General features: G+C 69.6%; 26 protein-coding genes. 16 read left to right on the top strand and 10 right to left on the bottom strand.

What is annotated here, in order from left to right; all coding sequences use genetic code 11:
- Positions 1 to 139 precede the first annotated feature (139 nt).
- The 4 genes from ACFY3V_RS31565 to ACFY3V_RS31550 all read left to right on the top strand — a co-directional run bounded on the left by ACFY3V_RS31565 (position 140) and on the right by ACFY3V_RS31550 (position 3,005).
- Positions 140 to 697, top strand: a complete 558-nt coding sequence (locus ACFY3V_RS31565) for a hypothetical protein (RefSeq protein ID WP_350949936.1) — start codon at positions 140 to 142, stop codon at positions 695 to 697.
- A 140-nt stretch (positions 698 to 837) separates the two neighbouring features.
- Positions 838 to 1,491 (top strand): copper resistance protein CopC, encoded by a 654-nt coding sequence (locus ACFY3V_RS31560; RefSeq protein WP_389778548.1) that lies wholly within the window; start codon positions 838 to 840, stop codon positions 1,489 to 1,491.
- A gap of 10 nt (positions 1,492 to 1,501) precedes the next feature.
- A complete protein-coding gene (locus ACFY3V_RS31555) occupies positions 1,502 to 2,065 on the top strand; it encodes an MFS transporter (RefSeq protein ID WP_389778546.1) in 564 nt (187 codons plus the stop codon).
- A gap of 340 nt (positions 2,066 to 2,405) precedes the next feature.
- Positions 2,406 to 3,005, top strand: a complete 600-nt coding sequence (locus tag ACFY3V_RS31550) for a sigma-70 family RNA polymerase sigma factor (protein WP_362906187.1) — start codon at positions 2,406 to 2,408, stop codon at positions 3,003 to 3,005.
- 157 nt (positions 3,006 to 3,162) lie between these two features.
- Here the strand turns inward: ACFY3V_RS31550 and ACFY3V_RS31545 are convergent, their stop codons facing one another.
- The 5 genes from ACFY3V_RS31545 to ACFY3V_RS31525 form a co-directional block, all read right to left on the bottom strand.
- Positions 3,163 to 3,963: an alpha/beta hydrolase gene (locus ACFY3V_RS31545; RefSeq protein WP_389778544.1), complete on the bottom strand. Its 801-nt coding sequence runs from the start codon at positions 3,961 to 3,963 to the stop codon at positions 3,163 to 3,165.
- Between the two features lie 28 nt (positions 3,964 to 3,991).
- Positions 3,992 to 4,756 (bottom strand): alpha/beta hydrolase, encoded by a 765-nt coding sequence (locus ACFY3V_RS31540; protein WP_362906181.1) that lies wholly within the window; start codon positions 4,754 to 4,756, stop codon positions 3,992 to 3,994.
- 62 nt (positions 4,757 to 4,818) lie between these two features.
- The gene (locus ACFY3V_RS31535; protein WP_362906179.1) at positions 4,819 to 7,587 is read right to left on the bottom strand and encodes an AAA family ATPase; all 2,769 of its coding nucleotides are present in this window, start codon (positions 7,585 to 7,587) and stop codon (positions 4,819 to 4,821) included.
- 313 nt (positions 7,588 to 7,900) lie between these two features.
- A complete protein-coding gene (locus ACFY3V_RS31530; protein ID WP_362906177.1) occupies positions 7,901 to 8,581 on the bottom strand; it encodes an alpha/beta hydrolase in 681 nt (226 codons plus the stop codon).
- 115 nt (positions 8,582 to 8,696) lie between these two features.
- A complete protein-coding gene (locus tag ACFY3V_RS31525; RefSeq protein WP_389778541.1) occupies positions 8,697 to 10,928 on the bottom strand; it encodes an ATP-binding protein in 2,232 nt (743 codons plus the stop codon).
- 392 nt (positions 10,929 to 11,320) lie between these two features.
- Here ACFY3V_RS31525 and ACFY3V_RS31520 point away from each other — a divergent pair, with 392 nt between their 5' ends.
- Both ACFY3V_RS31520 and ACFY3V_RS31515 read left to right on the top strand, forming a co-directional pair.
- The gene (locus tag ACFY3V_RS31520; protein WP_389778539.1) at positions 11,321 to 12,352 is read left to right on the top strand and encodes an alpha/beta fold hydrolase; all 1,032 of its coding nucleotides are present in this window, start codon (positions 11,321 to 11,323) and stop codon (positions 12,350 to 12,352) included.
- A gap of 128 nt (positions 12,353 to 12,480) precedes the next feature.
- The gene (locus ACFY3V_RS31515; protein ID WP_389778537.1) at positions 12,481 to 13,338 is read left to right on the top strand and encodes an alpha/beta fold hydrolase; all 858 of its coding nucleotides are present in this window, start codon (positions 12,481 to 12,483) and stop codon (positions 13,336 to 13,338) included.
- Positions 13,339 to 13,571: 233 nt separating this feature from the next.
- On the opposite strand, the gene ACFY3V_RS31510 is transcribed toward ACFY3V_RS31515, so the two are convergent.
- From ACFY3V_RS31510 to ACFY3V_RS31495, 4 genes are all read right to left on the bottom strand, one after another.
- A complete protein-coding gene (locus tag ACFY3V_RS31510; RefSeq protein ID WP_389778535.1) occupies positions 13,572 to 14,717 on the bottom strand; it encodes an RNA polymerase sigma factor in 1,146 nt (381 codons plus the stop codon).
- Positions 14,714 to 15,118 (bottom strand): YciI family protein, encoded by a 405-nt coding sequence (locus ACFY3V_RS31505; protein WP_362906167.1) that lies wholly within the window; start codon positions 15,116 to 15,118, stop codon positions 14,714 to 14,716. Before ACFY3V_RS31505 ends, ACFY3V_RS31510 begins: the two co-directional genes overlap by 4 nt.
- A gap of 254 nt (positions 15,119 to 15,372) precedes the next feature.
- Positions 15,373 to 15,798: a VOC family protein gene (locus ACFY3V_RS31500; RefSeq protein WP_389778619.1), complete on the bottom strand. Its 426-nt coding sequence runs from the start codon at positions 15,796 to 15,798 to the stop codon at positions 15,373 to 15,375.
- 275 nt (positions 15,799 to 16,073) lie between these two features.
- Positions 16,074 to 16,460, bottom strand: coding sequence for a tautomerase family protein (locus tag ACFY3V_RS31495; RefSeq protein WP_362906165.1), 387 nt, complete (start codon positions 16,458 to 16,460; stop codon positions 16,074 to 16,076).
- A 62-nt stretch (positions 16,461 to 16,522) separates the two neighbouring features.
- On the opposite strand from ACFY3V_RS31495, the gene ACFY3V_RS31490 reads away from it, so the two are divergent.
- The gene (locus ACFY3V_RS31490) at positions 16,523 to 16,990 is read left to right on the top strand and encodes a MarR family winged helix-turn-helix transcriptional regulator (protein ID WP_389778532.1); all 468 of its coding nucleotides are present in this window, start codon (positions 16,523 to 16,525) and stop codon (positions 16,988 to 16,990) included.
- 335 nt (positions 16,991 to 17,325) lie between these two features.
- Here ACFY3V_RS31490 and ACFY3V_RS31485 read toward each other — a convergent pair whose 3' ends face one another.
- Complete coding sequence (locus ACFY3V_RS31485; RefSeq protein ID WP_389778530.1) at positions 17,326 to 17,799, bottom strand: DUF1348 family protein; 474 nt, start codon at positions 17,797 to 17,799, stop codon at positions 17,326 to 17,328.
- 131 nt (positions 17,800 to 17,930) lie between these two features.
- Here ACFY3V_RS31485 and ACFY3V_RS31480 point away from each other — a divergent pair, with 131 nt between their 5' ends.
- From ACFY3V_RS31480 to ACFY3V_RS31440, 9 genes are all read left to right on the top strand, one after another.
- The gene (locus ACFY3V_RS31480) at positions 17,931 to 18,515 is read left to right on the top strand and encodes a TetR/AcrR family transcriptional regulator (RefSeq protein ID WP_389778528.1); all 585 of its coding nucleotides are present in this window, start codon (positions 17,931 to 17,933) and stop codon (positions 18,513 to 18,515) included.
- A gap of 64 nt (positions 18,516 to 18,579) precedes the next feature.
- Positions 18,580 to 18,750, top strand: a complete 171-nt coding sequence (locus tag ACFY3V_RS31475) for a hypothetical protein (RefSeq protein ID WP_389778526.1) — start codon at positions 18,580 to 18,582, stop codon at positions 18,748 to 18,750.
- Positions 18,751 to 19,164: 414 nt separating this feature from the next.
- Positions 19,165 to 19,608 carry a thioredoxin gene (trxA, locus tag ACFY3V_RS31470; RefSeq protein ID WP_389778524.1) on the top strand — a complete coding sequence of 148 codons (444 nt, stop codon included), beginning with the start codon at positions 19,165 to 19,167 and terminating at the stop codon, positions 19,606 to 19,608.
- Positions 19,592 to 21,262, top strand: a complete 1,671-nt coding sequence (locus ACFY3V_RS31465) for an FAD-dependent oxidoreductase (RefSeq protein WP_389778521.1) — start codon at positions 19,592 to 19,594, stop codon at positions 21,260 to 21,262. The genes trxA and ACFY3V_RS31465 overlap by 17 nt, the downstream gene beginning before the upstream one ends.
- 27 nt (positions 21,263 to 21,289) lie before the next feature.
- Entirely contained in the window at positions 21,290 to 21,739 is a 450-nt protein-coding gene (locus ACFY3V_RS31460; protein WP_362906145.1) for a DUF1931 family protein, read from the top strand.
- Between the two features lie 204 nt (positions 21,740 to 21,943).
- On the top strand, positions 21,944 to 23,095 hold the full coding sequence (locus tag ACFY3V_RS31455; RefSeq protein ID WP_362906143.1) for a glutathione-independent formaldehyde dehydrogenase: 1,152 nt from the start codon (positions 21,944 to 21,946) through the stop codon (positions 23,093 to 23,095).
- A gap of 125 nt (positions 23,096 to 23,220) precedes the next feature.
- A complete protein-coding gene (locus ACFY3V_RS31450) occupies positions 23,221 to 23,691 on the top strand; it encodes an ester cyclase (protein ID WP_362906141.1) in 471 nt (156 codons plus the stop codon).
- Positions 23,692 to 24,062: 371 nt separating this feature from the next.
- A complete protein-coding gene (locus ACFY3V_RS31445) occupies positions 24,063 to 24,956 on the top strand; it encodes an SRPBCC family protein (protein ID WP_389778518.1) in 894 nt (297 codons plus the stop codon).
- Positions 24,953 to 26,122 carry a zinc-dependent alcohol dehydrogenase gene (locus tag ACFY3V_RS31440; RefSeq protein WP_362906137.1) on the top strand — a complete coding sequence of 390 codons (1,170 nt, stop codon included), beginning with the start codon at positions 24,953 to 24,955 and terminating at the stop codon, positions 26,120 to 26,122. Before ACFY3V_RS31445 ends, ACFY3V_RS31440 begins: the two co-directional genes overlap by 4 nt.
- Positions 26,123 to 26,351 lie beyond the last annotated feature (229 nt).

Genomic DNA, 26,351 nt, shown 5'->3' with positions numbered 1-26,351 from the left:
CATGCCTACGGGTGAACCGCCGGACCGCCCATCCGCGTATCTCCGGACATGAGGTGTGCGCCCCAGGCAGCGACGGCCGATGACATGATCCACGGTCCCGGTCTTCTCGGCGGGCTACCTGCCTGACAAGATGTCGTTCGTGACCCCTCCGGCGTCGGCGCTGCGCGTGCCGCGAGCCGTCGTCTTCGCGACGATGTGCCTCGTGGTCTCCGCGGGCGGCCACGCCCTGGCCGGGGGTGGCCTGATCCCCCCGCACCTGGCCGTTCTCGGCGCGTTGATCGCTTTTTGCGTGGCGTACGCGCTGAACGGGCGTGAACGCGGGGTGGAGGTCGTGCTCGGCGCGACCATCGGCGCGCAGATCCTGCTGCACGAGCTGTTCGGCCGTGCCGCGCCCGCCTCGCACGTGATGTCGCCCGCCGAACACGGCCATTCCGGGCTGGGCATGACGGTGGTCCATCTGGTGGTGGCGCTGGGCACCGGCTGGTGGCTGCACCGGGGTGAGAGCGCGCTGTGGCTGATGATCCGCCTGTACGGCGGGCCCAGGCCGCTGATCCGGCTGCTGTTCGCCGTCCCCGTCGAGGTGGCGGCGCCGGTGTGGCGGGCCGTCCCGGCCGCGGAGGTTCGGCCGTACGGCGGCTGGGAGATCTCACCGGTGCTGCGGCGGCGCGGCCCGCCCGTGCCGCGACACGCCGGCTGAGGGACCTCGGAAGAAAGGGTCCGGCGGGCGGCGTGCCCCCGTGACCATGATGTCCTCCTCTCTTCTTTCGCCGGAGGCGTCTCTTCCGTTCTCGTCGGCCCGTACCGAGGCACGGCGAAAGGTCCTTTTCGGAGCCCACCATGGCATCCCTGCCACGATCCGTCCGCACGACCGTTGTCACCACACTGTGCTGCGCCCTGTTCGTCCTGCTCAGCACCCCCTTCGCCCCCGCCGCACTCGCCCACGACCGCCTCAAGAGCAGTTCCCCGGCCAAGGGCGCCAAGGTCTCGGCGGTCGAGCGGATCAAGTTGGAGTTCAGCTCCCGGATGCGCTTCCCTACGGTCGCGTTGCGCACGGCGGGCGATGTGGTCATCGACATCGGCAAGGCGAAAGGCGCGGGCGACACGGTCACCTCCGACGTTCCCGAGCCGCTGCCCGCAGGCAAATATGTGATCGCCTGGCGGGTGGTCTCCTCCGACGGTCACCCGATCGAAGGGGAGATCCCCTTCACCGTGACCGCCCCGGCAACCCCGTCTGCCATCCCCTCCCGCACACCGACATCGGAGTCGGACACTTCCGCCGTTCCTTCGGCGGACGCGCAGCCCTCCTCGCCCGCCCCGACATCTCCTACCTCCGCCGTGGCCGACGCCCCCGTTTCCGCGACCGACGACCGGCAGGCTTCCGAGGGACTGCCGGGCTGGACCTGGATCGCGCTGGTCGCGCTCGTGGTGATCGGCTCGGGCACCTGGTCGCTGATCTCGCGCCGGGGCCGTCCCGGCGGCGGCGCGGAGTGATCCGCTGAGCATGCCCGCGCACCCGACGCTGCGCCTGGCCCGCGCCGCGGTCTTCGCCGTGGTGTGCCTGGGACTGGGCGCGCTCGCCCATATCGTGGGCGGCGGCGTCGTCTCCGCGCCGGCGGCGGCGGGCGCCCTGGCGCTGGCGTTCCTGACGGCGCTGCCCGCGACCGGCACCGAGCGCGGCATGGCGGTGATCTGGCCGCTGCTGGCGGCCACGCAGGTGGCGCTGCACCTGCTCTTCTCCGCCGTTCACCTCATCGCGCCACTGGCCGAGACCGGCGGACACGCGCATTCCGGTTCTGGGCTGGTGCCCGGCCTGGGCATGGTGGCGACACACGCCTGGGCCGCAGCGCTGGCCGCTTGGTGGCTGGCGCGCGGCGAGGCCGCGCTCTGGGCGGTGCTGCGCCGCCTCGCCGTCCGGGTTTTACGGTTGCTGACAGTCCGGTGCGACCGGACGGCCAAACCCGCCCGCCCCTGGTTCACCGCCTCCCCCGCACCGCCGCTGCTGCGCTCGGCGCTGTTGCGGTACGCGCTCAGCGGACGCGCCCCGCCGCTGTCGATCCGTAGCTGAACCGCTCCCCCATCACGGACCGACCTTCGTTCGAAGGCGGTTCCGTCTCCTCACGATGCCCTCCCGGGCGGACCTGTGTCCGTTCGGCCGCCGTCGTGCCCGAATTCACAGGCCGTACCCCTCACCACAGGCCGGAGCAGGCCCATGCCCATCCCCCTTCTCGCCGCGAACACGAAACCCGATCGGTCCGGCCACGCGCCCCGATCCCGCTTCCGCGTTCCGCCTCGGCATTCGCGCTGTCCGGCCGCCCTCTTCCCGATCCCTGTCGTGGCCGGCCCCTCCGGGGCCGCGCCTTCGACCCGTGTATCCGTTCTGCACCGTGACCCGAGGAACGATCACCATGATTTCCGCCACGTGCGATCACCCCGCTGCCGACCACGACGTCACCACGTGTCCCGATGACGATTTGACGCTGCTCGCGCTGACCGCGCGCTCGGGAGCGCCCGCGGACGTCGAGGCCTTCACCCGCGCGGTCTACGCCGAGGTCCGCAGGTTCGTCGCCCATCTGGCCGGGAGCGCGCCGGCCGAAGACCTGACCCAGGAGACGTTCGTACGCGTCCTGCGCAGCCTGCCCCGCTTCGCGGGCCGCTCCTCGGCCAGGACCTGGTTGCTGTCCATCGCCCGGCGGGTCGTCGTCGACCGGTTCCGGTCCGCGTCCCGCCGCCCCGTAGTCGCCGATCTCGCAGACTGGCAGGGCGTCGCCGAACGGCGTCAACCCGTCGGGCTGCCGGGATGCGAGGATCAGGTGGCTCTGGCCGACCTGCTGGCCAAGGTGCCCCGCGAGCGGCGGGAGGCGTTCGTGCTCACCCAGGTCGTCGGCGTGCCCTACGCCGAGGCCGCCCAGCTGATCGGCTGCCCGATCGGCACGGTGCGCTCCCGGGTGGCGCGAGCCCGAACCCAGCTCATCGAGTCCTTGGAAGCCGCCGACCGAGCCGCCTGAGTCCCGCTTCACAGAGCTTCGAAGGCCGGCAGGAGGGTGTGAAGGTTCAGCTGCGCCGGCGCGGCGGCGACGAGGCGGCCGGGCCCGCGGCGGTGGCCAGGTCAACCTCGACGTTGACGGGTGACGAAGGCAACGCCGCGGATCGTTTTCGGCTCGTCTAGAGGTTGTTCGCGGTGAGCCAGGCCAGACAGGCGTCGGCCACCTCACGCCAGCCGTGGTCGATGGTCAGGGAGTGGCCGCGGTCGGGGAAATCCTGGAAGTCGGTGATCGCGGTGGAGTCCCGGTACTGCTTGAGGGTCGCTTTGGTGACGGTCTCGGGGACGGTGTGGTCCTTGCCACCGGCGATCAGGAGCAGCGGTCCCCGGGAGTTGTTGCCGGTGTCGACCTTGGCGGGCGAATGAGGGGAGAAGTTGGCGGCGGCGGCCTCGAACAGCGGCTTGCCCGGGGCAGGGATGGTCCAGCGTTCGTACAGTTCGGCGGCTTCCTGAGGCGGGATGGCGTTGCCGAACGCGTAGGTGAACTGGTCGAGGGTGAGGGAGACCGCCCGGTGCTTGTTGGCCGGGTTCTTGAACACCGGCAGGGTCGAGCGCAGCGCCGACAGCGGCAGCGGCAGCACCCCCTTGATCTGCGCGGCGTCGATCGCGATCGCGGCTCTGGCCAGGTTCTGCCCGAGCAGCTTCTCGGCGATCATGCCGCCGAAGGAGTGGCCGATCAGGATCGGCTTGACGCCCAGAGCGTTGATGATCTCTGTGTAGTGGGCGACGACGTCGTCGATGCCATGGTCGGCGATGCTCTCGGGGTTCTTGCGGGACAGTTCGACGCTTTCGCCGTCGCCCGGCCAGCCAGGGGCCGTCGCGTCGTAGCCGGCGGTCGTGAACAGCTCGATCCAGGAGGACCAGGAGGTGGCGTGCAGCCAGAGGCCGTGGATGAAGATGACGGGAACGGTCGGTGCGGTCATGGGGTGTGGCTCCTTGGGAACAGGGCTTTTATGCCGGATGGGTGTGCTTGACCGCCCCGGTCGTGGTCGCGGCGGTGCGGATGTGGTCGGCCACGGCTGCCGGTCGCGACAGCGCGATCGCGTGTGACGCGTCGACCTCGATGGTGTCGGCCCCGGCGCGCCGGGCCATGAAACGCTGGGCGGCGGGATGGATCGCCTGATCGGCGGTCGCCACGACGTACCAGGACGGGAGGGTCTTCCAGCTCGCGTCGGGAGAGCTGTCCTCGAACGCCGTAGCCGCGATGGGGCGTTGCGCGGCGGCCGCCACCGAGGTGAAGGGCCCGGGCAGGTCGGCGGCGAACACCGCAGGAAACCGCTCGTCCTTGAGGAACAACTCCACGGTCTCCTCCCCGTCGGCTGCGCGTAAGACGGCCGGCCGCAGCGCCGGGCCCAGCAGGCTGCCGGGGAAGTGGCCCGTGACGTCCAGCAGGCTCTCCCCCGCCTCCAGCGCGAAAGCGGTCACGTAGACCAGCCCGACCACGTTGCCCGGTCGTGCTCCGGCCCAGGTGATGACCGCACCGCCGTAGGAGTGGCCCACCAGCAGGACCGGACCGTCGATCGCGGCGACGACGCCGGTGAGGTAGGCGGCGTCGGTGGCCAGGCCGCGCAGCGGGTTGGCCACCGCGGTCACGGGTATCCCGGAATCCTGAAGTTCGGCGATCACGCCCGACCAGCTCGACCCGTCCGCGAAGGCGCCGTGGACCAGGACGACGGTCGGTGTGCTGCCGTTCTTGAAGGATCTCTCTGCTGTCATGGCCTCACCGTAGGAAGTCCCGTGCGCGCCTCGCGAGCGTCACATGACTGCGTCACCGAGCGTCACCCGAGCAGGCGGTGAGGTGAGGCCGATACGCGTAGCGCTGTGCTCAGAGCCGATCGTGAGGTGACCCCCAGCTTGGGGAAGATCCTGTAGAGGTGGGAGCTGACGGTTCGGTGAGACAGGTAGAGCTTCTCGCCGATCTCCCGGTTCGTCAGGCCGTCGGCCGCCATCTGGGCGATCTGGAGTTCCTGCGGGGTCAGCACGTCGCGCGCTTCGCTGCTGCGACTGTGGCTGCTCTCGCCCGAGGCCCTCAGCTCCTGGCGCGCTCGTTCGCTCCAGGGGATCACTCCCAAGGCGTCGAACGTCTCGCGAGCCATCCGCAAGGGCGCCCGCGACTCGGCCGTACGCCGCCGGCGTCGCAGCCATTCCCCGTACGCCAGCTGCACCCGGGCCCGCACGAAGGGCCATCGCCGCAGGTCGGCGCCGAGCGCGGCATCGAAGAAGGGTCCTGCCACCGCCTCGTCGGCCAGCACGGCCCGCGCGTAGCGCAGGTCGGCGTGCAGGGACGGCGACGGTGTGGTGAGCGCCACCGTCTCCATTTCCCGGAGGATGCCGGCGACCGCGTGGTTTTGGCCGCTGTGCGCCGCGGCGTCTGCGAGTTCGGCGATGGAAAAGCAGCGTAGCGCCAGGTGGAAGGCCGGATCGGCGGGGTCGTGCATTCTTCGCAGCTGGTCGAAGGCGTCGGCGTAACGTCCTTCGCCCAGCGCGGCGAGCCCGCGCGCGAGCTGTACCGTGGCCAGTACGGGGCGGGCTCCGATGGGCAGGGCCACCTGCTCGGCCGCCGCCGCGAGGCTCCCCACCCGATCCTGCTCGCCGCGTAGTGCGGCGAGCACCGCGCCCGAGGCCTGAGCGATGGCGTGCATCAGCGGCTGGGATGTCTCGTGCGCCAGACGGGCGGCCTCCTCGGCAGCGGGAATGGCCACGCTCAGGTCGGCCAGCCGGGCCGCGCTCCACGCCTGTGCCCCGAGGTCTCGTGCCAGGAGGCTGAGCCGGCCCTGTGCGCGCAGGGCCGGTAGCGACGCGGCGCAAAACTTCTCTGACAGGTCGAATGCCCCCACCATCAACGCCGAACTGCCGAGCAGTCCTGCCACCGGCCTGCCGTCGGCCGGGTGGGCGGCCAGGTGGCGTAATCGCTCGATCACGACCTTGCCACGCTCGATGGGAGCCGCGAACGCCAAGACCGTCAGCAACCGCCCGTCCAGATCGTCGACGGGCAGGCCCTCGGCCACGGTGACGACGCGTTGCCGTGACTCCTCGTCGGCATGAGCCCAGAAACATCGCAAGGCCGCACTGGACAGGAGTTTCAGCGCGAGATCGACGTCCCCCTGCGCCGCCATGCTCTCGGCGAGGTCGGCCAGTGAGTGCGCTGCCTCGCTGTCGTCACGGATGCCGTCCTCGAAGTTCTCACGGATCCACACGATACGGGCCCGCTGCCGGGCCGAAGGCCGCAGCCGCTCGCCTTCGCCCAGCAGCCGCACGACGATGTCGCGCCGTCCCATCTCAGCCGCGTACTCGGCGGCCCGCACAAGCCGTTCACACCGGTGAGCGGGATTCTCGCTGAGCCTGACCGCGTGCTCCAGCGCCGCGACGGCCGACAACAGGTCGCCTCGGCGTCGCACGCCTTTGGCCGTGGTCTCCAACTCGGCGGCGATGCTCTCATCCGGTCTGGGGGTGGATGCCGCGCGGTGCCAGAGGCGACGGTCGGGCCGGCCGATGAGGACGTCGGCCAGGGCGGCGTGCACCGCGTGCCTCTGGGAGATGCTCGCCCCCTGATAGATCGCCGAGCGCATGAGCGGGTGCCGGAAGGACACCCCGGCTTCGTGCACGTCGATCAGCCGTACGCTGACAGCGGGAGCCAGATCGTCTGCCGTGACCGCTACAGCGGTGATCAGCGCAGTGGCGTCGAGGGTCTCGGAAAGAGCGGTGCTGTCGTTGAGCGCGGCCACCAGCAGCATGGTCCGAAGGGTCGGCGACAATCCCGACATGCGGGCGGTGAAAGCCTGCTCCAGCCGGGTGGTCAGCGGGAGCCATCCCGGCGGCAGGGGCCCCTTCCCGTCCCGCGTGTCCGAGGCGATCGGCAGTTCGACGAGGGCCAACGGGTTTCCCGCCGCCTCCCGCAGCAACCGTGCGCGCACCGTCGGCGCCAGGGCGGGGCTGTGGGCGTCCAGCAGGGCGGTCGCGGCGGTGTCGTCGAGCCGATCGAGGAGCAACTCCTGCAGCCCCACCCTGTCGAGGGGACTCTGGAAACCGTCGCGTATCGCGGCCAACAGCACGATCGGTTCGGAGTCCAGTCGCCGCGCGACGAACGCGAGCACGTCGGCGCTGGCACGGTCCAGCCAGTGAGCGTCCTCGACGAGGAACAGGACGGGCGAGCGGACGGCGGCCTCGCCCAGGAGATTCAGCGCAGCCAGGGCGATGAGGAACGGGTCCGGCACCCGGGCGTCGGTCAAGCCGAACGCCGCTCCCAGCGCGTCGCGCTGCGGAGCGGGCAGTTTTCCGATCTCGGCACGAAGCGGAAGCAGTACCTGATGCAGGCCGGCGAAGGGCATGTGTGTCTCTGATTCCACACCGGCCGTCCGCAAGACGCGCATGCCACGCGCGGCCGCGATCTCCGCCGTGTCCAGCAACAGGGCCGACTTTCCGATCCCCGCCTCGCCACGCACCAGCAACGCCCCGCCGCTGGTGTGGACGCCGTCCACGAACTCGCGGAGACGCCGCTGTTCGGACTCTCGCCCGAAAAGTGATCTTCCTGGCGGGTTCGCTGGCATATATGGCCATGATTGCCTGCGCCAGAGGTCCCGTCCAGCGAGCCCACTGTCAGGCCCGTTGACAGATCGCTTCTGACCGGGCCGGTCTTGCGCAGCGGCGAAATCCGCCGGGGCGACGTTCCTGCAGTCGGATATCGCGCTTTCTTCGGAAACGCGGGTCATGAGGATTCCGGCCTTTCACTGATGCGTTCAGTGCTGCGGGTGTCCGTGTTCTGGGCGGCTCGCATGCGGCGGCCGCGATCTGTGCTGCGGCGAGGGCTCCCAGGTCAGCGGGAAGAACATGGCCTGGCCTCCCGCGCGAGGGCGGACGTCGTCAGGCGGCGGCCTCGCGGATGAGGTCGGCGACCACGGCGGGCTGGGAGACGTGGACGGCGTGGCTGCCGATGACCTCGACGATCTTCGCCCCGGCACGCTCGGCCATCCTGTGCTGAGCCGGCGGCGGGATCATCCGGTCCTCGGTCGCGATGAGGTACCAGCTGGGCCTGTGCCGCCAGGCCGGTTCGGTGACCGGCCCGCCGAAAGCGTCCACGCCCCACGGGACCTGGGAGTCCGCCATGAACGCGGCCACCCGGCCGGGCAGGTCGGCGGCGAACGCGGCGGCGAACCTGTCACGGTCGAGGAGGAGAAAGCCCTGCACCGCGGGCAGGATGGGCGGCGCCGGCGCGCCGGGGGGTGCGGCGGCGATGAGGGTGCCGACCGACTCACCCCTGTCGGGGGCGAACGCGGCGACGTACACCAGCGACGTGACGTTGGGGTGGGTGCCGGCCTCGCTGATGACGACCCCGCCGTAGGAGTGGCCGACCAGGACGGCTGGACCATCAAGGCCGTCCAGCACCCGGCGGGTCACCGCGGCGTCGTCCTCCAGCGACAGCGTCGGGTTCTGCACGACGTGGACGCGGAGTCCATCCCTGGTCAGCTCGTCGTGGACGCCCCGCCAGCCGGATCCGTCCACGAAGCCCCCGTGCACGAGCACGATGTTCCCGACAGCGGTCATGGTCGCTCCTGTCCTGGACGGACAGGCCCGGCGCCTGTCCCTGACGCTCTCCATCCAAGTCGCGCGCGCGTGGTCAGGCCACGCAGAACAGGACGCAGAAGTGGCGCGGAAACGGTCAGGGCGCGACGGTCGCCAGGCTCCGGCAGCGGCCGCTCGCCTCGGCGTCTCCGACGGCCTGGTACACCTCGGCCGCCCGCGCGTAGGCACGGCGGCTCTCCCCGATCCGGTCCTCCTCGGACAGCAGGACCGCCAGTGTCTCCAGGGAGCGGGCCTGCGGAACGGGCAACTGCCCCTGCTCCATGAGGCTGATCGCCTCGGTGAGCTTGAGGATCGCCTCAGCCCGGCGGCCGAGCAGTCCCAGACAGTCGCCGACGCGGGCCAGCGCGATCGGCCGGATGATCGCCACGACGCTCGGCGTCACCCCCGAGCGGTCGTCGTTCAGCAGAGCCAGTAGGCCGAGGTAGCGCTCCAGTGCCTCGGCGTGGTGCCCGGCATCGCGCAGGCAGGTGCCGATGGCGCCGAGAGAGTGGCAGTACCGGTCCATGTCGCCGTTGGACCTGTGTAACTCCGCCGCCCGGGTTTCCGACGCGATGGCCTCGTCGAGGCGCCCGAGCCGCCGAAGCGCGCCCCCCGCATGGTGGTGGGCCAAGGCGATCTGGATCGAGGCACCGCTGCGGGTCGCCAGGTCCATCGCCTGGGCCGTGTAGCGCAGTGTGGCCTCCGGGTCGTCTCGCGACAGTAGATGAGCCCAGGCCAGCATGTTCAGCTGCACCGCCTGCCTGGCAGGGTCGCCCAGGGCGGCGGCGGCCTCGGCACCGAGGGTGAACACCTCGTACCAGAGCGGCGCGTGCATCCACCGGTCGGAGAACCAGTCCATCGACTCGGCGCAGTCGAGGACGACGTCGAACCGGCCGATGCTCGTCGCGTGACGTAACGCGCCCAGCCAGTTGTCCGCGTTCACGCGTAGCCAGTGGTCGGCCTTCTCCGCGGAGGACAGCTCAGCGGCGTCGGGGGCGGCTTGGCCGGGATCGCCGTACCCGGGCTCGAACCACCGCCCGGCGGTCGTGGCCGTCGACAGCAGCCACGACGTCAGCGTCACGGTGAGCGCGTCGCGCTCGGCCGTGGTCTCCTCCTGCCGAAGCCGGTCGCGGGCGAACAGCCGGACCAGGTCGTGGAAGCGGTAGCGCCCCGACATGTCATCCTGCAGCAGACCGAGGTCGACAAGTTCATCGAGGGCGTTCCATGCCTCCTCGATCGATGTGCCGCCCGCCACGGCGGCCAGAGCGGCGTCGAAGTCACGGCCCGGAACCAAAGCGAGGCGGCGGAAAAGCCGTCGCGTCGAGATGGCCAGCTGCTCGTAGGACAACCCGAACGCGGTGGCGATCTTGAGGTCGCCGGCGCTGAGCTGGTCCAGGCGGCGCTCCTCGTTCGTCAGCCGGGCGGCGAGGTCGGCGGCGTTCCAGCCTGGCCGGCTCACCAGCCGATTTCCGGCGATCCGCAGCGCGAGCGGCAGACCACCGCACAACTGCGCGAGCCGCCCGACGGCCGATTCTTCGTCCGGGGCGCTGCGCTCTTTCAGGATTCCGGTCAGCAGCTTGGTGGCTTCCAGCGGGGGCAAGGGCCCGAGGGCGAGTCTGCGCACTCCTTCCAGACCGGCCAGCAGGCGACGACTGGTCACCAGGGCCTTTCCCGCACCGCCGCCAGGCAGCAGCGGCCGGACCTGCTCCTCGGAGGCGGCGTTGTCCAGCACGATCAGCGCGCGCCGGTCGCGCAGCAGGGAGCGGTACAGGGACGCACGCTCGGCGACGTCGCCCGGGATCTGCTGATCCGCGATACCGAGTGCGCGAAGCAGCATGCCCAAGGCATCGTCGACGGGTAAGGGCTGCGGAGACATACCGAACAGGTCGAGGAAGAACACCCCGCGAGGGAAATCCGGCCGCAGGACGTGCCCGGCGCGGACGGCCAACGTGGTCTTGCCCAGCCCGGCGGAACCGGTGATGAGCCCGACCCCCGCCGCGCCCGGCGCGTCCCCGGCGCGTAGGAGTTCGCTCGTCCAGGCCAGTCCCGCGGCTCGACCGGTGAAGTCGCCGACGGAGCGCGGCAGCTCGCACAACCCGGTCGGCCGGGCCCAGCGATCACGCAGGCGGCCCTCACGCGCCAGCTCGACGAGCTGGTTGCGGTCGGCGTCGTCCAGGCCGAGAGCGTCGGCCAGCGCGGTGACGGTCCGATGCTGGGAACCCTTGCTGCGTCCGCGTTCCATGTCCGACAACGTCCGGGCGCTGACCCCGGAGGCCTCGGCGAGCTGCTCCAGTGTCAGACGTACCGCGTGCCGATGACGACGCAGCACCTCCGCGAAGCTGGGTGTGGTGATCGGGTGCTCCTTCTCCGCAACCTGGTGGAGATGCCCCAAAGCCTATGGGAAGACCGGTGACAGCCACAGGTCACCGCATGATCGAGGGTGAGGCGCCGCTTCGTGCACCTTCGGCCTGGAACAAGACCCGCAGTCACGTGGCGCTCGGTGACGCAGTCAGGTGACGCTCGCGCGGCCGGCGAGCCGGTTTCTACGGTTTGCCCCATGAATACCCAGTGCTCCATCGCTCCTTGAGCGGCGACGCCGGGGCTCCCGGCGAACCGTGCGCGACGTCCCGGTCCACCGTGGAGAGACCGGAGAGCCGGACCGCACGGTCGGCACGTTCAGCAGCCTACGACCCTCACCCGCCTCGAAAAGGGAAACGTCTTGTGAAAACGATCCATTTCGCCCTTGCCCCGAAGATCCGCGGCCGCGCCGTCATCCCGATCGCGGTGATCGGCATGCTCGCCTCCCTCGCTCCTGCCGCCTCCGCCCTGGCCACGCCGGCGCCCATCACGGCCATCGCCGCCGAGACGCTCTCGAAGAGCGGCGATGAGCCACGCGTTCCGGCAGGTTTCCGCGAGCGGAGAGTTCGGGTCGGCGACATCTCGATCAACTACGTGCGCGGTGGACGCGGGCCGACCCTGGTGCTGCTGCACGGGTATCCGCAGACCTGGTACACCTGGCGCGAAGTCCTGCCCGAGCTCGCCAAGCACTACACCGTCATCGCGCCGGATCTACGCGGAGCGGGCCAGAGCGACGCACCCGCCGACGGCTACGACAAGAAGACCCTCGCCGCCGACCTGCACGGCTTGTTGACCGAACTCGGCCTCAAGCGGGACATCAGGCTCGTGGGCCACGACATCGGCACGATGGTCGCCTACGCCTACGCCGCCACCCACCGCCGCGACGTCACCAAGCTGGTCCTCAGCGAAGCACCCATCCCCGACAAGTCCCTCTACACCTTCCCCGCCCTCACCGCGAAGGGGCCGGGCTTCTGGAACTTCGGCTACTTCAGCCTCACCAACGGCCTGCCCGAGCGCATGGTGAACGGCAGGGAGGAGCAGTGGGTGGAGCGTTTCGTCGACTCCCTCGAAGTCAGGAAGAACGGCGTCAGCGACAAGCAGGTCCGCGAGTACGCGCGCTGGCTGCGCGACGACGCGCACCTGCGGGCGAGTTTCGAATGGTTTCGTGCCCTGCCACAGGACGTCACCGACAACCGCGCGTACGGCGCGAAGAAGCTCACCATGCCCGTGCTCGCCATCGGCGCCCGCGGCAGCCTCGGTGACTTCGTCCCCGCCCAGGTCCGCCGATACGCCGACCGCGTGACCGGGGTCGTCATCGAAGACTCCGGTCACTGGATCTTCGAGGAACACCCCGAACAGCTCACCCGCACACTTCTGCGCTTCCTCAAGAACTGACCCGACGCCGAAACAGGAGCAGCCGACAGCTCGCCCGTCTCCGACGTGAACGACGCACCGGCCTCCTTCGACGTCGAAGCCGTCCTCGCCTCGCCTGACACCTTCACTTCTGACCAAGGAGATCCGCCATGTCCGCGCATGTGCCCTCACGAACCTCTCCGCTCTCCCGGCCGGGAATCCGAATCCTGCTGCCCGTGACGCTGGCCGTCCTGGCCATGCTGGTCACGGCTCTTCCCCCGGCCGCCGCCTCCACCACGGCGAGCCGGTATACCGCCAAACCCACGGTGGTGCTGGTCCACGGTGCGTTCGCCGACGCCTCGAGCTGGAGCAAGGTCGTCGCCCGGCTCCAGGAGGCCGGCTACCCGGTGATCGCCCCCGCCAATCCCCTGCGCGACCTGGCAGGCGATTCGACCTACCTGTCGAGCGTCGTCTCCAGCATCGACGGGCCGGTCATCCTGGTCGGCCACTCCTACGGTGGAGCGGTCATCTCCAACGCCGCCACCGGCCACCCCAACGTCAAGGCGCTGGTCTTCATCGCCGCGTTCGCACCTGAGGAAGCCGAGTCGGCGCTCGACCTGACCGGCAGGTTCCCCGGCAGCCAGCTGCCCACCAGCCTGATCACCCGCCAGTACCCGCTGCCCGGCGGCGGCACCGGCACCGACGCCTACATCGCCCCCGCCGCATTCCGCACCGCCTTCGCCGCCGACCTGCCCGCCCGCGACACAGCCCTGATGGCCGCCACCCAGCGCCCGGCCGCCCTGGCCGCGCTCGGCTCCCCGGGCGGAGCGCCCGCCTGGAAGGCCGTCCCCTCCTGGTATCTGGTCGCCGGCGCCGACCGGGCCATCCCACCCGCAGCCCAGCGGTTCATGGCCAAGCGCGCCGGCGCGCACACCAGCGAAGTCAGGGAAGCCTCACACGTGATCATGATTTCCCGGCCCGAGACCACCGTCGCTGTCATCACAGCGGCGGCCCGCGCCACCCGCTGATCGCACACGACACCCATCGGTCCGGACCGCGGCAGGCGCGATTCCCGCGCCTGCCGCGGTCCGGACCCGGCCATCTCCGCGCTCACCCGTGGATCCGGCCAGATCCGTGAGCCGACCACCCTCACACCGCTCCTCCTGCCCTACGACCGCCAGGCGGCCGTCCGCCTCGCCGGCCGCGCCACACCCGCGTCGGCGACGACGGCGGTCTTGGGTGAACGCCCGGTGTCCGCGGCTCAACCGCGCAGTCGCGCGTTGAGCCGTGCGGCCTGTCGCGTGAGGTGGTCGCGTTCGGAGAGGTTGGGTGCCGATCGGGCGGCTTCGGCGTAGAGACGTGCCGCGGTCACCGGGTCGCCGTCACGTTCGCGCAGGTACGCCGCGGCGGCGGTGTGGCGGGGCAGGGAGGGGTCGAGTTCCGCGAGGGCGGCCAGACCGGCCCGCGGGCCGTCGGCCTCGCCGACCGCGACGGCCCGGTTGAGGCGGGCCACCGGATTGCCGGTGAGGCGCACCAGCTCGTCGTACCACTCGACGATCTGCACCCAGTCGGTCTCCTCGACCGTTCGGGCGTCGGCGTGCAGCGCGGCGATGGCGGCCTGGGCCTGGAACTCGCCCAGCCGGTCACGGGCGAGGGCCGCCTGGAGCACGTCGACGCCCTCGGTGATCAGGCGGGTGTCCCACAGGCCGCGGTCCTGCTCGGCCAGAGGGACGAGCCTGCCGTCGGGGCCGGTTCGTGCCGGTCGCCGGGCGTGGTGCAGCAGCATGAGTGCGAGCAGGCCCGCGACCTCCTCGTGCCTGGTCGCCGCGGCCAGCCGTCGAGTGAGCCGGATCGCCTCGGCGGCGAGGTCGACGTCACCGGAGTAGCCCTCGTTGAAGACCAGGTAGAGCACGCGCAAAACCGTGGCGACGTCTCCCGGCCGGTCGAACCGGACGTCCGAGACGGTCCGCTTGGCCCTGCTGATCCGCTGGGCCATGGTCGCCTCCGGCACGAGGTATGCCTGCGCGATCTGACGCGTCGTGAGGCCGCCGACCGCGCGCAGCGTGAGCGCGACGGCCGAGGCCGGTGTCAGGGACGGGTGCGCGCACAGGAAGTACAGGCGGAGCGTGTCGTCCACCGCCTTCCCCGGGCCGGGTACGGGCTCGGTCTCGACGCGCACCTCGCGGTGCCGCCGCGAGGTGTCGGCGCGGGCGGCGTCGAGGAACTTCCGCCAGGCCACGGTGATCAGCCACCCATGGGGATCCCGTGGCGGATCGTCCGGCCACACACGTACGGCCTCGACCAGGGCGTCCTGCACGGCGTCCTCGGCCGCCGCGAAGTCGGCTCCACGGCGGACGAGAACGCCGATCACCGCGGGCACCAGCTCCCGCAGCAGCGACTCGTTCACTCGACCACCGTGGGCTGCCCGTAGAACGGTCGCAGCTCAAGCCACTCGTGGATCGGCTTCCCGCCCGCTCCCGGCGCCGCGGACAACTCGCCGGCCAGCTCAAGCGCCCGCTCGTAGGTCTCGACGTCGATCACCATCCAGCCGGCGATCAGGTCCTTGGTCTCCGCGAACGGGCCGTCGGTGACCGGCGGACGCCCTTCGCCGTCGTAGCGGACAAAGGTGCCCTCCGGGGAGAGCGCCTGGCTGTCGACGAACTCGCCGGTGCTCTCAAGCCGGGCGGCGAAGTCACGCATGTACTGCATGTGGGCCGAGATCTCCTCCGGCTCCCACTGGTCCATCGGTACGTCGTTCACCGATGCCGGCGCGCCCCGGTAGTGCTTGAGCAGCAGGTACTTGGCCATCGTGTTCTCCTTGGTGAGGTACGGCCCATTGTGGCGGTGTTCACCACGGGGACGGAGCGGCGCGTGGCTTCTCGACATCCCGTCGCGACATTTTCCGGCGGACTTCACGGAGTCCGCGTACCGCTGCGGGGTCGAGGCGTGGGAGATCCAACCCACGCGAGCGATCGTGTGTTGCCCGGCCGCCCTCTTCGCTGTCGTTCTCGGTCCATCCGGCGGATCGTTCCGGTTGGTCGCGGGTCGGCCGCGACGGGCCGTCAGCCGAGTTGCTCGGCCAGCGCGAGGATGATCCCGCCGGGGCCGCGAAGGTAGCAGAGCCGGTAGCTGTTCTCGTAGCGCACCAGATCTCCGAGGAGTTCGGCGCCGTGGGCGCGCAGGCGGGCGACGGTGTCGTCGATGTCGTCGACGGCGAACATGACCCGATGCAGGCCCAGCGTGTTGGGCGGCGGGTTCTGCGGCCCGGCGCTGATCGCCGCGGGGGCGTGGTACTTCATCAGCTCCAGCTTGTTGTGACCGTCCGGGGTCCGCATCATCGCGATGTCGCTCCGGATACCGTCGAGTCCGACGGTACGGTCCGCCCAGAGTCCTTCGATCTGCGCCTCGCTTTCCAGCTCCATGCCGAGTTCCACGAAGAACGCGATCGCGGCCTTGAGGTCGTCGACGACGATGCCGACGTTGTCCATCCGCTGAATCGCCATGGTGGTTCTCCTTCTTCGCTGGGCGGCCCGTCGTGGCCACCGGTGTACCTGAGACGGAGCCGGCACCACATTCTCGACATCCGGCAACGAGCCGAGTTCGATCGCCCTCGCGCGGATCATCTCGGTCACGCCGGATTCGGCCACGACGAGCCATATTCTCTGCATCTTCGTGAACCACTTGCGGAGTGAGAAGGTGCGCCGGCCGGAGCCGCCCTGACGCGAAGGAGAGTGACGTACCACCTCGATGTGCGAGAACGGGATCAGCCGTCGACGATCACACCTCCGATCGCGGTGCGGCCGGCCGGGGTCGCGACGAGCTCGACCGCGACGGTGTCGCGCAGGTGCGCTCCGAGGACGTCGGCGGTGGCGTCGGTGACGGTTCGCACGAGCCTGGCGATGAGCTCGTCGCTGTCGGGGCGGGTGAACGCCCCCTCACGGATACCGAACGTGATCGCGGGCGGGGCCTCGTCGACCGGCTTGCCTCGCAGGCCCCAGCGTCCGGCGGGTACGCCGTCGAGGTGGATCACCACGACGTCGCGAGCCCACTCACCGTACACTTCGACCACCGCGTCGGTCAGCGCGGCGATGAGGGCCGGTTCGTTGCCTTCGAGCTGCGGCTCCAACACCCGGACCGTCAGATGTGGCATCGAGGGCCTCCTGTTTGTTCTCAAATCAGCTTTATATGCAAAGGTAATTGGTGAGGTGCCAGATGGTCAACGACGCGGACGGCATGACGACCCAGCAGGCGGTGCGGTCCATGCTGCTGCTGATGCCCAGGCTCGTCGGGCGGGCCAAGCGGATGCCCGTTCCCGAGTCGCTGCGGACATTCGATCTCGCCCCCCGTCACCTGTCGCTGCTCGCCTACCTGCAGTACGACGGCCCCAGCACGGTGAACCGCCTGGCGGAACGACTGGAGGTCGCTCCCACGACCATCAGCCTCATGGTCGGCGACCTGTCTCGACGCGGTGTCCTGACACGGGAGGAGGACGACGCCGACCGGCGGCGGCGGGTCGTCGCGATCGCACCGGAGTACGCCGAGCCGATCCGCGAGTGGCTGGCGGGCAGCGCGCTGGCGTGGGCCGAGGTCCTGACCGACCTCACACCGGCCGAGCGCGCCACGATCGTGCGGACGATGCGTGCCTACGAGACCGCCCTGGGCAGGCGGATGCACGCCTGAGGCGAAACCGCCCACGTCGACGGTGACGCCTCACGGAGGTTTCCCTGCCATCAGCCAGGTCGGCGCCTACGACCTGCCGCGTATGGTCGCCCGAAGCGGCGGTGTCCGGTCTGGGCCAGAGGGCTGGGAAACATCGGGGTGGGTAGCTGGACGCCGTCGCGCATGCGGCCGGTGTAGAGCCGTTCGTAGGTGGTCGATCTCACGCCCGGCCGGCGTCCAGCACGATGATGCTCTGCCGTCCGTCGGTACGGGTGTGCTCGACCTCCAGCCGCCAAACCGAGCCAACTCCAGTCTCGCATGGGCCACTCCCTTCGGTGGTTGCCGAGAAGGCGTCCTCAGAAGCCGAGATCGCTGAGGCCGGGGTGGTCGTCGGGACGGCGGCCCAGCGGCCAGAAGTACTTGCGCTCGGATTCGGCGATGGGGAGGGTGTTGATGGAGGCGTGGCGGGTGTGCATCAGGCCGCGCTCGTCGTATTCCCAGTTCTCGTTGCCGTAGGAGCGGTACCAGTTCCCGGCGTCGTCGCGGTGCTCGTAGGCGAAGCGCACGGCGATGCGGTTGCCGTCGTAGGCCCACAGCTCCTTGATCAGCCGGTAGTCGAGCTCGGTGTTCCACTTGCGGGTCAGCAACGCGACGATCTCGTCTCGGCCCGTGGCGAACTCCGAGCGGTTGCGCCAGCGGGAGTCCACCGTGTAGCCCAGCGACACCTTCTGTGGGTCGCGGGTGTTCCACGCGTCCTCGGCCAATCGGACCTTCTCGATGGCCGTCTCCCGGGTGAACGGTGGCACCGGCGGGCGGGTCGTGTCAGCCATGTCGACTCGACTCCTTCGAACTCTGGGGGCTCACCGCAGGCCCGGTGAGCCCTGGAAACATCGGAGAACGTTCGTTCTCTCAACTACTTGCTAGAGTAGAGAACGTTGGTTCTCCGCGCAAGGGGGCACAGATGGTGGATCGGGAAGCGGCACGGGAACGGGTGCTCGACGCAGCCCAGGAGCTGTTCTACAGCCGGGGCATCCAGGCGGTCGGGATGGATGCGGTACGCAACGCCTCCGGGGTGTCTCTCAAGCGCCTCTACCAGCTGTTCCCCTCCAAGGAAGCGCTCGTGCTGGAATTCCTGCAGCAGCGGGATTCACGGTGGCGGCGGGCTCTCGCCGACTACGTCGAGGCGCAGCCGACGCCCGAGGAGCGGATCGCCGCGGTGTTCGACTGGCTGCACAAGTGGTTCTGCGAGCCGGATTACCGCGGATGCGCCTTCATCAACTCCTTCGGCGAGCTGGGCGCGGTCTCGCCCGAGGTCGCCGAGCAGGCCCAGCACCACAAGAGGGCCTTCCACGACTACCTCGCCCGGCTCGTGAAGGCATCTGGGCGGCCCGCCAAACTGGCCGATCAGCTCGCGCTCCTCGCCGAAGGAGCGATCACCACCGCAGCGATCTTCGGCACACCCGAAATCGCACACCAGGCACGAGACGCTGCGTGCCTCCTGATGCGCACGCATCTCGGCCCTGATCTCCCAGAACTACGGCGATGAAATGACATGATCTGTGAAACACATTCATGAAACGCGGCCGGGGTGAGCGACGACGACTACGCGCGTGGTCGCGGTCACCCTCGTGGTCCACGAACACGAAGGGCTCGGCCGCGGCATCGAACTCGCGGCACTGGCCGAACAGCTCAAAGCCAGCGACATCGGCCTGGAATTCCTCGCCGGCTCGTCATCACCACCGGTAAGCGCAAGGGCCGGCCCCCCTCGGCCGCCACCGTGATGCGTATGCTCCGCGAACACGACCAACAGGCAGCGGCAACGGCCAGCCCCTGACCGTCACCATCGGTGACCATAACTACACACGGCTACTTTTCACTTGGTCGCATCGACCCGAGCGGAGAGCCCTTCAGATCATTCGCCTACGTCGAACTCTCCTTCACTTTCAGGGCACACGAATACGTCAAAAGGGATCACGCGCGGGGATAGTCGCTGGTCAGCGTTGGGGGTGCTGCAAAGCGTCTTTGGCGGCGGAGCTAGTCTGGGGATGTGGAGAAGGCTGAGCGGCGGCTCGTCACCGAGCGGCCGCCAGGACCGGCGAACCGGTTGCCGGGGACGCCCTCGACGGGGCGGTCATCCATGTCGCACCGACCGGCGGCACACTCTCGATGACGTAGGGGAATCCGGAGGTCTGACCATGCGGTCACAGACCAAGGACGCGAGCGTCGTTCAATGCTCTAAATGCGGGCGGAAGAACCGGCTGCCCAGGGTCGCCTCGGGAATCCCGCGGTGCGGCGACTGCCACCAGCCGCTTCCCTGGGTCACCGAGGCCGGGGACGACGACTTCAGCGAGGTCGTCGAGGCGGCCAAGGTCCCGGTGGTCGTCGACTTCTGGGCACCTTGGTGTGGCCCGTGCCACATGGTCAGCCCGGCGCTGGAACAGGTCGCGGCCGATCTTGCCGGTCGCCTGAAGCTGGTGAAGGTGAACGTGGACGAAGCGCCCCGGCTCTCGGAGCGCTTCACCGTACAGGCCATCCCGACCCTTGTCGTGATCGATCAGGGCCGGGTCATCACCCGGCGATCGGGCGCGGCGCCGGCTCCAGTCCTCCGTGAATGGGTGGACGATGCGCTGGCCGCCTGAGCTTTGCGAGACGCCGGACCCACAGGGGGCCTACCCGCGGCTGAGCGACGCGCAACTCCAGGCGCTGGCTCCGCACGGCGAGCGGCGCCGCGTCCGTCAGGACGAGGTCCTGTACGCGGAGGGTCTTCCGTGCACCGAGTTCTTCGCGATCCTGGCCGGCAAGGTGGCGACGGTCGAGGGATTCGGAGCGGACGACCGGGTGATCGGTGTCCACGGGGCTGGCCGGTTCCTGGGAGAGCTCAACGTGCTCACCGGCCAGGTGGGCTTCGTCACCGGTGTGGTGGCCGAGGACGGTGAGGTTCTCGCCGTGCCGGCGGACGCGCTCCGCCACCTGGTCGCCGGGGATCCGGCACTCGGCGACCTCATCCTGCGCGCATACCTCATCCGCCGCACGATGCTCATCGGACTGGGGGCGGGCTTCCGCATCATCGGCTCCCGCTTCTCGGCAGACTCCCGGCGGCTGCGGGAGTTCGCGGCACGCAACCGGCTGCCGCACCGGTGGATCGACCTGGAGCAGGACGAGGAGGCGGAGCGGTTCCTGCGGAGCATGGGCGTCACCCCGCAGGAGACCCCGGTCGTGATCTGGGGTGGCGAGAGGGTGCTTCGCAACCCGAGCAACGCGGAGCTGGCCCGGGCGGTCGGGCTCCTCGCACCACGGGTGCAGGAGACCCGATGCGACCTGCTCGTCATCGGGGCCGGGCCGGCCGGGCTGGCGGCGGCGGTCTACGGGGCGTCGGAGGGTCTCGCGACGATGGTCCTGGACGATGTCGCGACGGGTGGCCAGGCGGGCACCTCCTCGCGGATCGAGAACTACCTCGGTTTCCCCTCCGGGATCTCCGGCGGTGAACTGGCGGAGCGTGCGGCGATCCAGGCCGGCAAGTTCGGCGCGGGTTTCTGCGTCCCCGCACAGGCGTGCGGACTGCGCCTGGACGCGGGCGATCACATCGTCACCGTCGGGGAGGGCGGCACGATCCACGCGCGGACCCTGATCGTCGCGACCGGCGTCCGCTACCGGAGGCTCGATGTCCAGAATCTGGAAAGGTTCGAGCCCACGAGCGTCTACTACGCGGCGACCATGTTCGAAGCCCAGATGTGCGAGCAAGATCCGATCGTCATCGTGGGCGGAGGCAACTCGGCCGGCCAGGCCGCCCTCTTCCTGGCCCGGCACGCCGCCTGCGTCCGGCTGCTCGTGCGCGAGGACGCGCTGTCTGCGAACATGTCCCGCTACCTGGCCGTCGAGATCGAACGGCACCCCCAGATCCAGGTCATGCTGAACACCGAGGTCCGGGAGCTGATGGGAGAAGAGAGGCTCGCCGCGGTCGTCGCCGAGAACAACGTCACCGGCGAGCGTTCCACGATCGAGGCCCGCGCGATGTTCATCTTCATCGGCGCGGAGCCGTACACCGCCTGGCTGGCCGACGAGATCGCGCTCGACCCGCGGGGCTACATCCTGACGGGCGCGGACGCCACCCGGTCCGGCAAGGAAGGCACGCCCGACTCCGCCGGCCGGCCGTTTCCGCTGGAAACGAGCAGGGCGGGCGTGTTCGCGGCCGGGGATGTGCGGAGCGGGTCGATCAAGCGGGTGGCCGCGGCGGTCGGTGAAGGCGCCATGGCCGTACGGCTGATCCACGACTACCTCCAGGCCGGAGAGTGACTCCGGGCCGGAAGGAAGGAGACCTCCATGGCTGTCATGGCGGTGCCGAGATTCGAACGTTTCTTCCGCAGTGCCGCAGGTGTCGATGTCGACAAGGACGACCTCCGGCGCTACGGCGACTTCGTGAACGACAAGCTCTACGACCTTCTGGTGATCGGCCAGGCCCACGCCAAGGCGAACCGTCGCGACATCGTCGAACCCTGGGATCTACCCGTCACCAAAGGCCTCCAGGAGAGCATTCACCGGTTCCGCCTCCTCGATGAGGACATCGAGCTGAAACCCATCCTGGAGCAGCTCGCCGCACTGCCTCCGCTCGACCTGTCGATCGGTGAGGAGACCGTCGGCCGCCTGCCCGAGATCGTCGGCGGCCTGTCGGTGGCACTGGCTCAGGCTTTCAAGATCGTGGATCCGGACGTGAAGAACCCCGCGACCGAGCAGTGGGAGCGCACGACACGTGTCTTCGATCTGCTGCTCTGAGGCGGCCGGGACGGCCTCGGCGATCAGCCCGGAACGGCCCGCCCCGGACGCCCGGTGAGTTCAGCGCCGGCCCCTTCCCGCGGCACGGCCGCGGCGAGCGAGGAAGGAGGAACGAAACGTTGACCTGCTGTACGGCGTAGAACCTCTCGCCCCGTCGCCGACGGGTAAGGCGATCCTTCGCGATCAACCGCATGCGAGGAAATCATGAGAGCAATCGTGTACAACGGACCTCGACAGGTAAGCGTCGAGGAAGTCCCGGACGCGCGCATAGAGCGGCCCACCGATGTCCTGGTTCGCATCACCGCGACCAACATCTGCGGGTCGGACCTGCACATGTACGAAGGCCGGACGGACTTCGAGACAGGCCGCGTCCTCGGTCACGAAAACCTTGGCGAAGTGGTCGAGGTCGGATCGGCCGTCGACCACGTCCGCGTCGGCGACGTGGTCTGCATCCCGTTCAACATCTCCTGCGGCTTCTGTATGAACTGCGAAAAGGGCCTGACGGCCTACTGCCTCACCACCAATCCCGAGCCGGGCATGGCCGGGGCGGCCTACGGCTTCGCGGACATGGGGCCCTACAACGGCGGCCAGGCCGAGTTGTTGCGCGTGCCGTACGGCGACTTCAACTGCCTCGTCCTCCCGGGCGACGCGAAGGAGAAGCAGAACGACTACGTGATGCTCGCCGACATCTGGCCGACCGGCTGGCACGCGACTCAACTCGCCCAGGTGGAGGCGGGCGACTCGGTCGTGATCTACGGAGCGGGGCCCGTCGGGCTGATGGCCGCCTACTCCGCCACGCTCAAGAGCGCGAGCAAGGTGATGGTCGTCGACCGCCACCCCGACCGGCTCGCCAAGGCCAAGGAGATCGGCGCGATCGCGATCGACGACTCCCAGGCGCCACCGGTCGATCAGATCATGGAGCTCACCCAGGGCCGGGGAGCCGATCGGGGCTGTGAGTGCGTGGGCTACCAGGCACACGACCCACAGGGGCACGAGCATCCCAACATGACGCTCAACAACCTCGTCAGATCGGTCAAGTTCACCGGGACCATCGGCGTCGTCGGTGTCTTCATCCCGTCGGACCCGGGCAGCCCGGACGATCTCTTCAAACAGGGCGAGATCGCCTTCGACTACGGCATGTTCTGGTTCAAGGGCCAGATGATCGGCAACGGTCAGTGCAACGTGAAGCGCTACAACCGGGCGCTCATGACACTCATCCACGAAGGAAAGGCCCGCCCGTCCTGGGTCGTCTCGCACGAACTGAACCTGGACGACGCGCCGGACGCCTACGAGCACTTCGACCGGAGGGATCTCGGCTGGACCAAGGTCGTCCTCCATCCCGGCAAGCTCAACTGATACACGGCGTCCGGACCGGCCGCCGCGAGTGCGCACGCCACCACGGCGGCCGGTCCCGAGCGAAGGCCGGCCGCCGTGATGACGCGTCCGTCGCCGGAAGGGTTCCCGTCGAAGGGGTGATGACCATGGGCGACGCTCGCGCGCTCAAGGACAAGCTGTTCGAGGCATTCAACGCCCACGATCTGGATCGTGTCCTTCAGTGCCACAGCCAGGACGGGGTCCTGGTGACTCCGGAGGGCGTCGCGGAAGGACACGACCAGATCGCCTCGTTCTACGAGGAGGTCTTCAAAGGGTTTCCGGACCTGCGCATGACGGTCTGGCACACGGTGTTCTGCGCCGATCCCGTGGTGACCGAATGGATGCTCACCGGCACGCATAACGGGCCCTTCATGCTGCCCCGCGGGGGTGTGCTGGACGGAACCGGCCGTCCCGTCGCCGTTCGCGGCACCAGCACCTGCTCCGTCGGCAACGACAAGATCCTCTCTCACCGGATCTACTACGACCAGCTGGAGCTGTACAGTCAGCTGGGTGGCGAACTCGTCTTCGCCGATCGCTCATCATCCGTCGGCCAGGGACGGCCGTCGCCCGGCGACTGAGCATTCGATGTCGCCGCCGTTCGGGGGGCCGTCAACCAACGTGTCACCAGCCGCCGAACCTGTTCTGATCTGCGACAACTCCCGTCATCGCGGATCAGAACGCTCCTCGACGCGGCGAGTGTGCCGCCGCTGGGCAGCGCGACGGTCGGCGACGCGCAGCAACCGCCTGGCGTTGTTCGGCCGCTAGCAGGTTCGGCGCGGGATGCGAAACCCGTCGTGGACGGCCATCCAGGCGAATTGCACCTTTCGTGCCCGAATCTGCCGGTGTCGTCGGTTTTGTCGGGGGAAAGGAGACGATAGACGCGGGGGCGTCGGCAGATCGGGGCCGCCTGCGGCGTGCGCACATACCACCGCAACCTGTGTTAGGGGGCATGATGATCAACAAATTCGCCCGTGCGCTCGGGTGGACCAGCCTCGCGCTGGGCGCGGCGCAACTGGCGGCGCCACGGGCCGTGACCCGCCTGTGCGGCGTCGACGACGCGCCCGAGGCCACGACCGTCGCCAGGCTCGTCGGCGGGCGCGAACTCCTGCACGCCGCGCTGCTGCTCGGCACCAAGAATCCCGCCCAATGGGCGTGGACCAGGGTCGCCGGCGACACGATGAATCTCGGCGTCCTCGGCAAGGCCGCCGCCAACCGCACGGGCGCCCGCCGCATCCGCGTGCTGGCCGCGCTCGGCGCGGTCGCCGGGATCACCGCCATCGACGTCGCCTGCGCCCGGGGCGGCACCGCCAAGGCCAAGGGCCCGCTGCAGGTGCGCGCCTCCATCACCATCAACAAGCCACGCGAGGAGGTCTACCGCTTCTGGCGGGACCTGGAAAACCTGCCCTCCTTCATGGTGCACCTGGACTCGGTGCGCACCATCAACCAGCGCCGCTCCCGCTGGAAGGCCAAGGGCCCGATCGTCGACCTGGAGTGGGAGGCCGAAATCATCGACGAGCGGGCCGACGACCTGATCGCCTGGCGGTCGGTGCCCGGCACCGGCGTCTCCACCGCCGGCCTGGTCAGCTTCAGCGACGGCCCCGGTGGGCGCGGCACCGTCGTGGACGTCTCGCTGGAGTACGGCGCGCCCGGCCACAAGCTCGCCGCCGCCCTCGCCCGGATGTTCGGCGAGCACCCCGAGCAGCAGGTCCGCGACGACCTGCGCCGCTTCAAGCAGGTCATGGAGACCGGCGAGGTGGTCCGCTCCGAGGGCAGCCCCGAGGGCCACCGCACCCTGCGCCGGCTCCACCAGCGTCCCGCACAACCGATCGGAGGACGGGCATGAAAGCCAACGTGTGGATGGGCCGCAACCGCCTGGAGATCCAAGACGTTCCCGACCCGCAGATCCTCAACGCGCGCGACGCGATCGTCCGCGTCACCTCCACCGCGATCTGCGGCTCCGACCTGCACCTCGTGGACGGCTACATCCCGACCGTCAAGAAGGGGGACGTGCTCGGCCACGAGTTCATGGGCGAGGTCGTCGAGGTCGGTTCCGGCGTGCGTGACCTGCACGTCGGCGACCGCGTCGTAGTGCCGTTCCCGATCGCCTGCGGCGCCTGCTTCGCCTGCGAAGAGGGCCTCTACTCCGTGTGCGAGAACTCCAACCCCAACGCCGGGATCGCCGAGAAGCTGATGGGCCACGCGCCCGCCGGCATCTTCGGCTACTCCCACATGCTGGGCGGCTTCCCCGGCGGGCAGGCCGAGTACGTGCGCGTCCCGTTCGCCGACGTCGGTCCCATCAAGGTCGAGGACGACCTGCCGGACGAGAAGGTGCTGTTCCTGTCGGACATCTTCCCCACCGGCTTCATGGGAGCGGAGATGTGCGACATCAAGCCGGGCCAGACGATCGCGATCTGGGGCGCGGGGCCGGTCGGGCAGTTAGCCGCGGCCAGCGCGTTCCTGCTCGGCGCCGACCGGGTCATCGTCATCGACCGCTTCCCGTACCGGCTCAGGCGGGTCCAGCGGACCGGCGCCGAGGTCCTCAACTACGAGGAGGTGAACGTGCTGGACGCGCTGCGCGACATGACCGGCGGGCGCGGCCCGGACGCCTGCATCGACGCCGTCGGCATGGAGGCCCACCATCCGACTCCGGCCATGTACGCCTACGACCGCACCAAGCAGGCCGCCCGGCTGGAGACCGAGCGCCCGTACGTGCTGCGCGAGGCCATCATGGCCTGCCGCAACGGCGGCGTGGTGTCCGTCATCGGCGTCTACGGCGGATTCGTGGACAAGTTCCCGATGGGCACCGTCATGAACCGGTCGCTGACCATCCGCACCGGCCAGTGCCACGTGCAGCGCTACACGGAGCCACTGCTGCAGCGGATCCGCGGAGGCGAGATCGATCCGAGCTTCGTCATCTCGCACCGGATGCCGCTCAGCGAGGCGCCGCACGCGTTCGAGCTGTTCAAGAACAAGCAGGACGAGTGCAACAAGGTGGTCCTCACTCCATAACGCCGGCCTTCGCGGCCCAGAGCCGGTTCCACTCGATCTCCGCGGTGGCTCGCCGCTCCGCCAGGCAGGCCTTCGAGGAGTCTGGATGCAGAAATCAGCGGTAGAACCGATCATGGTCAGCCTCGGAAATCTCCTGCCGGGAAGGGAACGCTCCATCTTCTGAAAGCACTTCAGGGCCAGCGACACCCCGGAGCCGGCGCGCTCCTTGGCCCAGTCGATCTCCTCGGCC

The sequence above is a fragment of the Streptosporangium sp. NPDC000095 genome, assembly GCF_042899335.1.
In the GTDB taxonomy this organism is placed as follows: Bacteria; Actinomycetota; Actinomycetes; order Streptosporangiales; family Streptosporangiaceae; genus Streptosporangium.
This window is presented reverse-complemented; position numbering and strand designations above follow the sequence as displayed.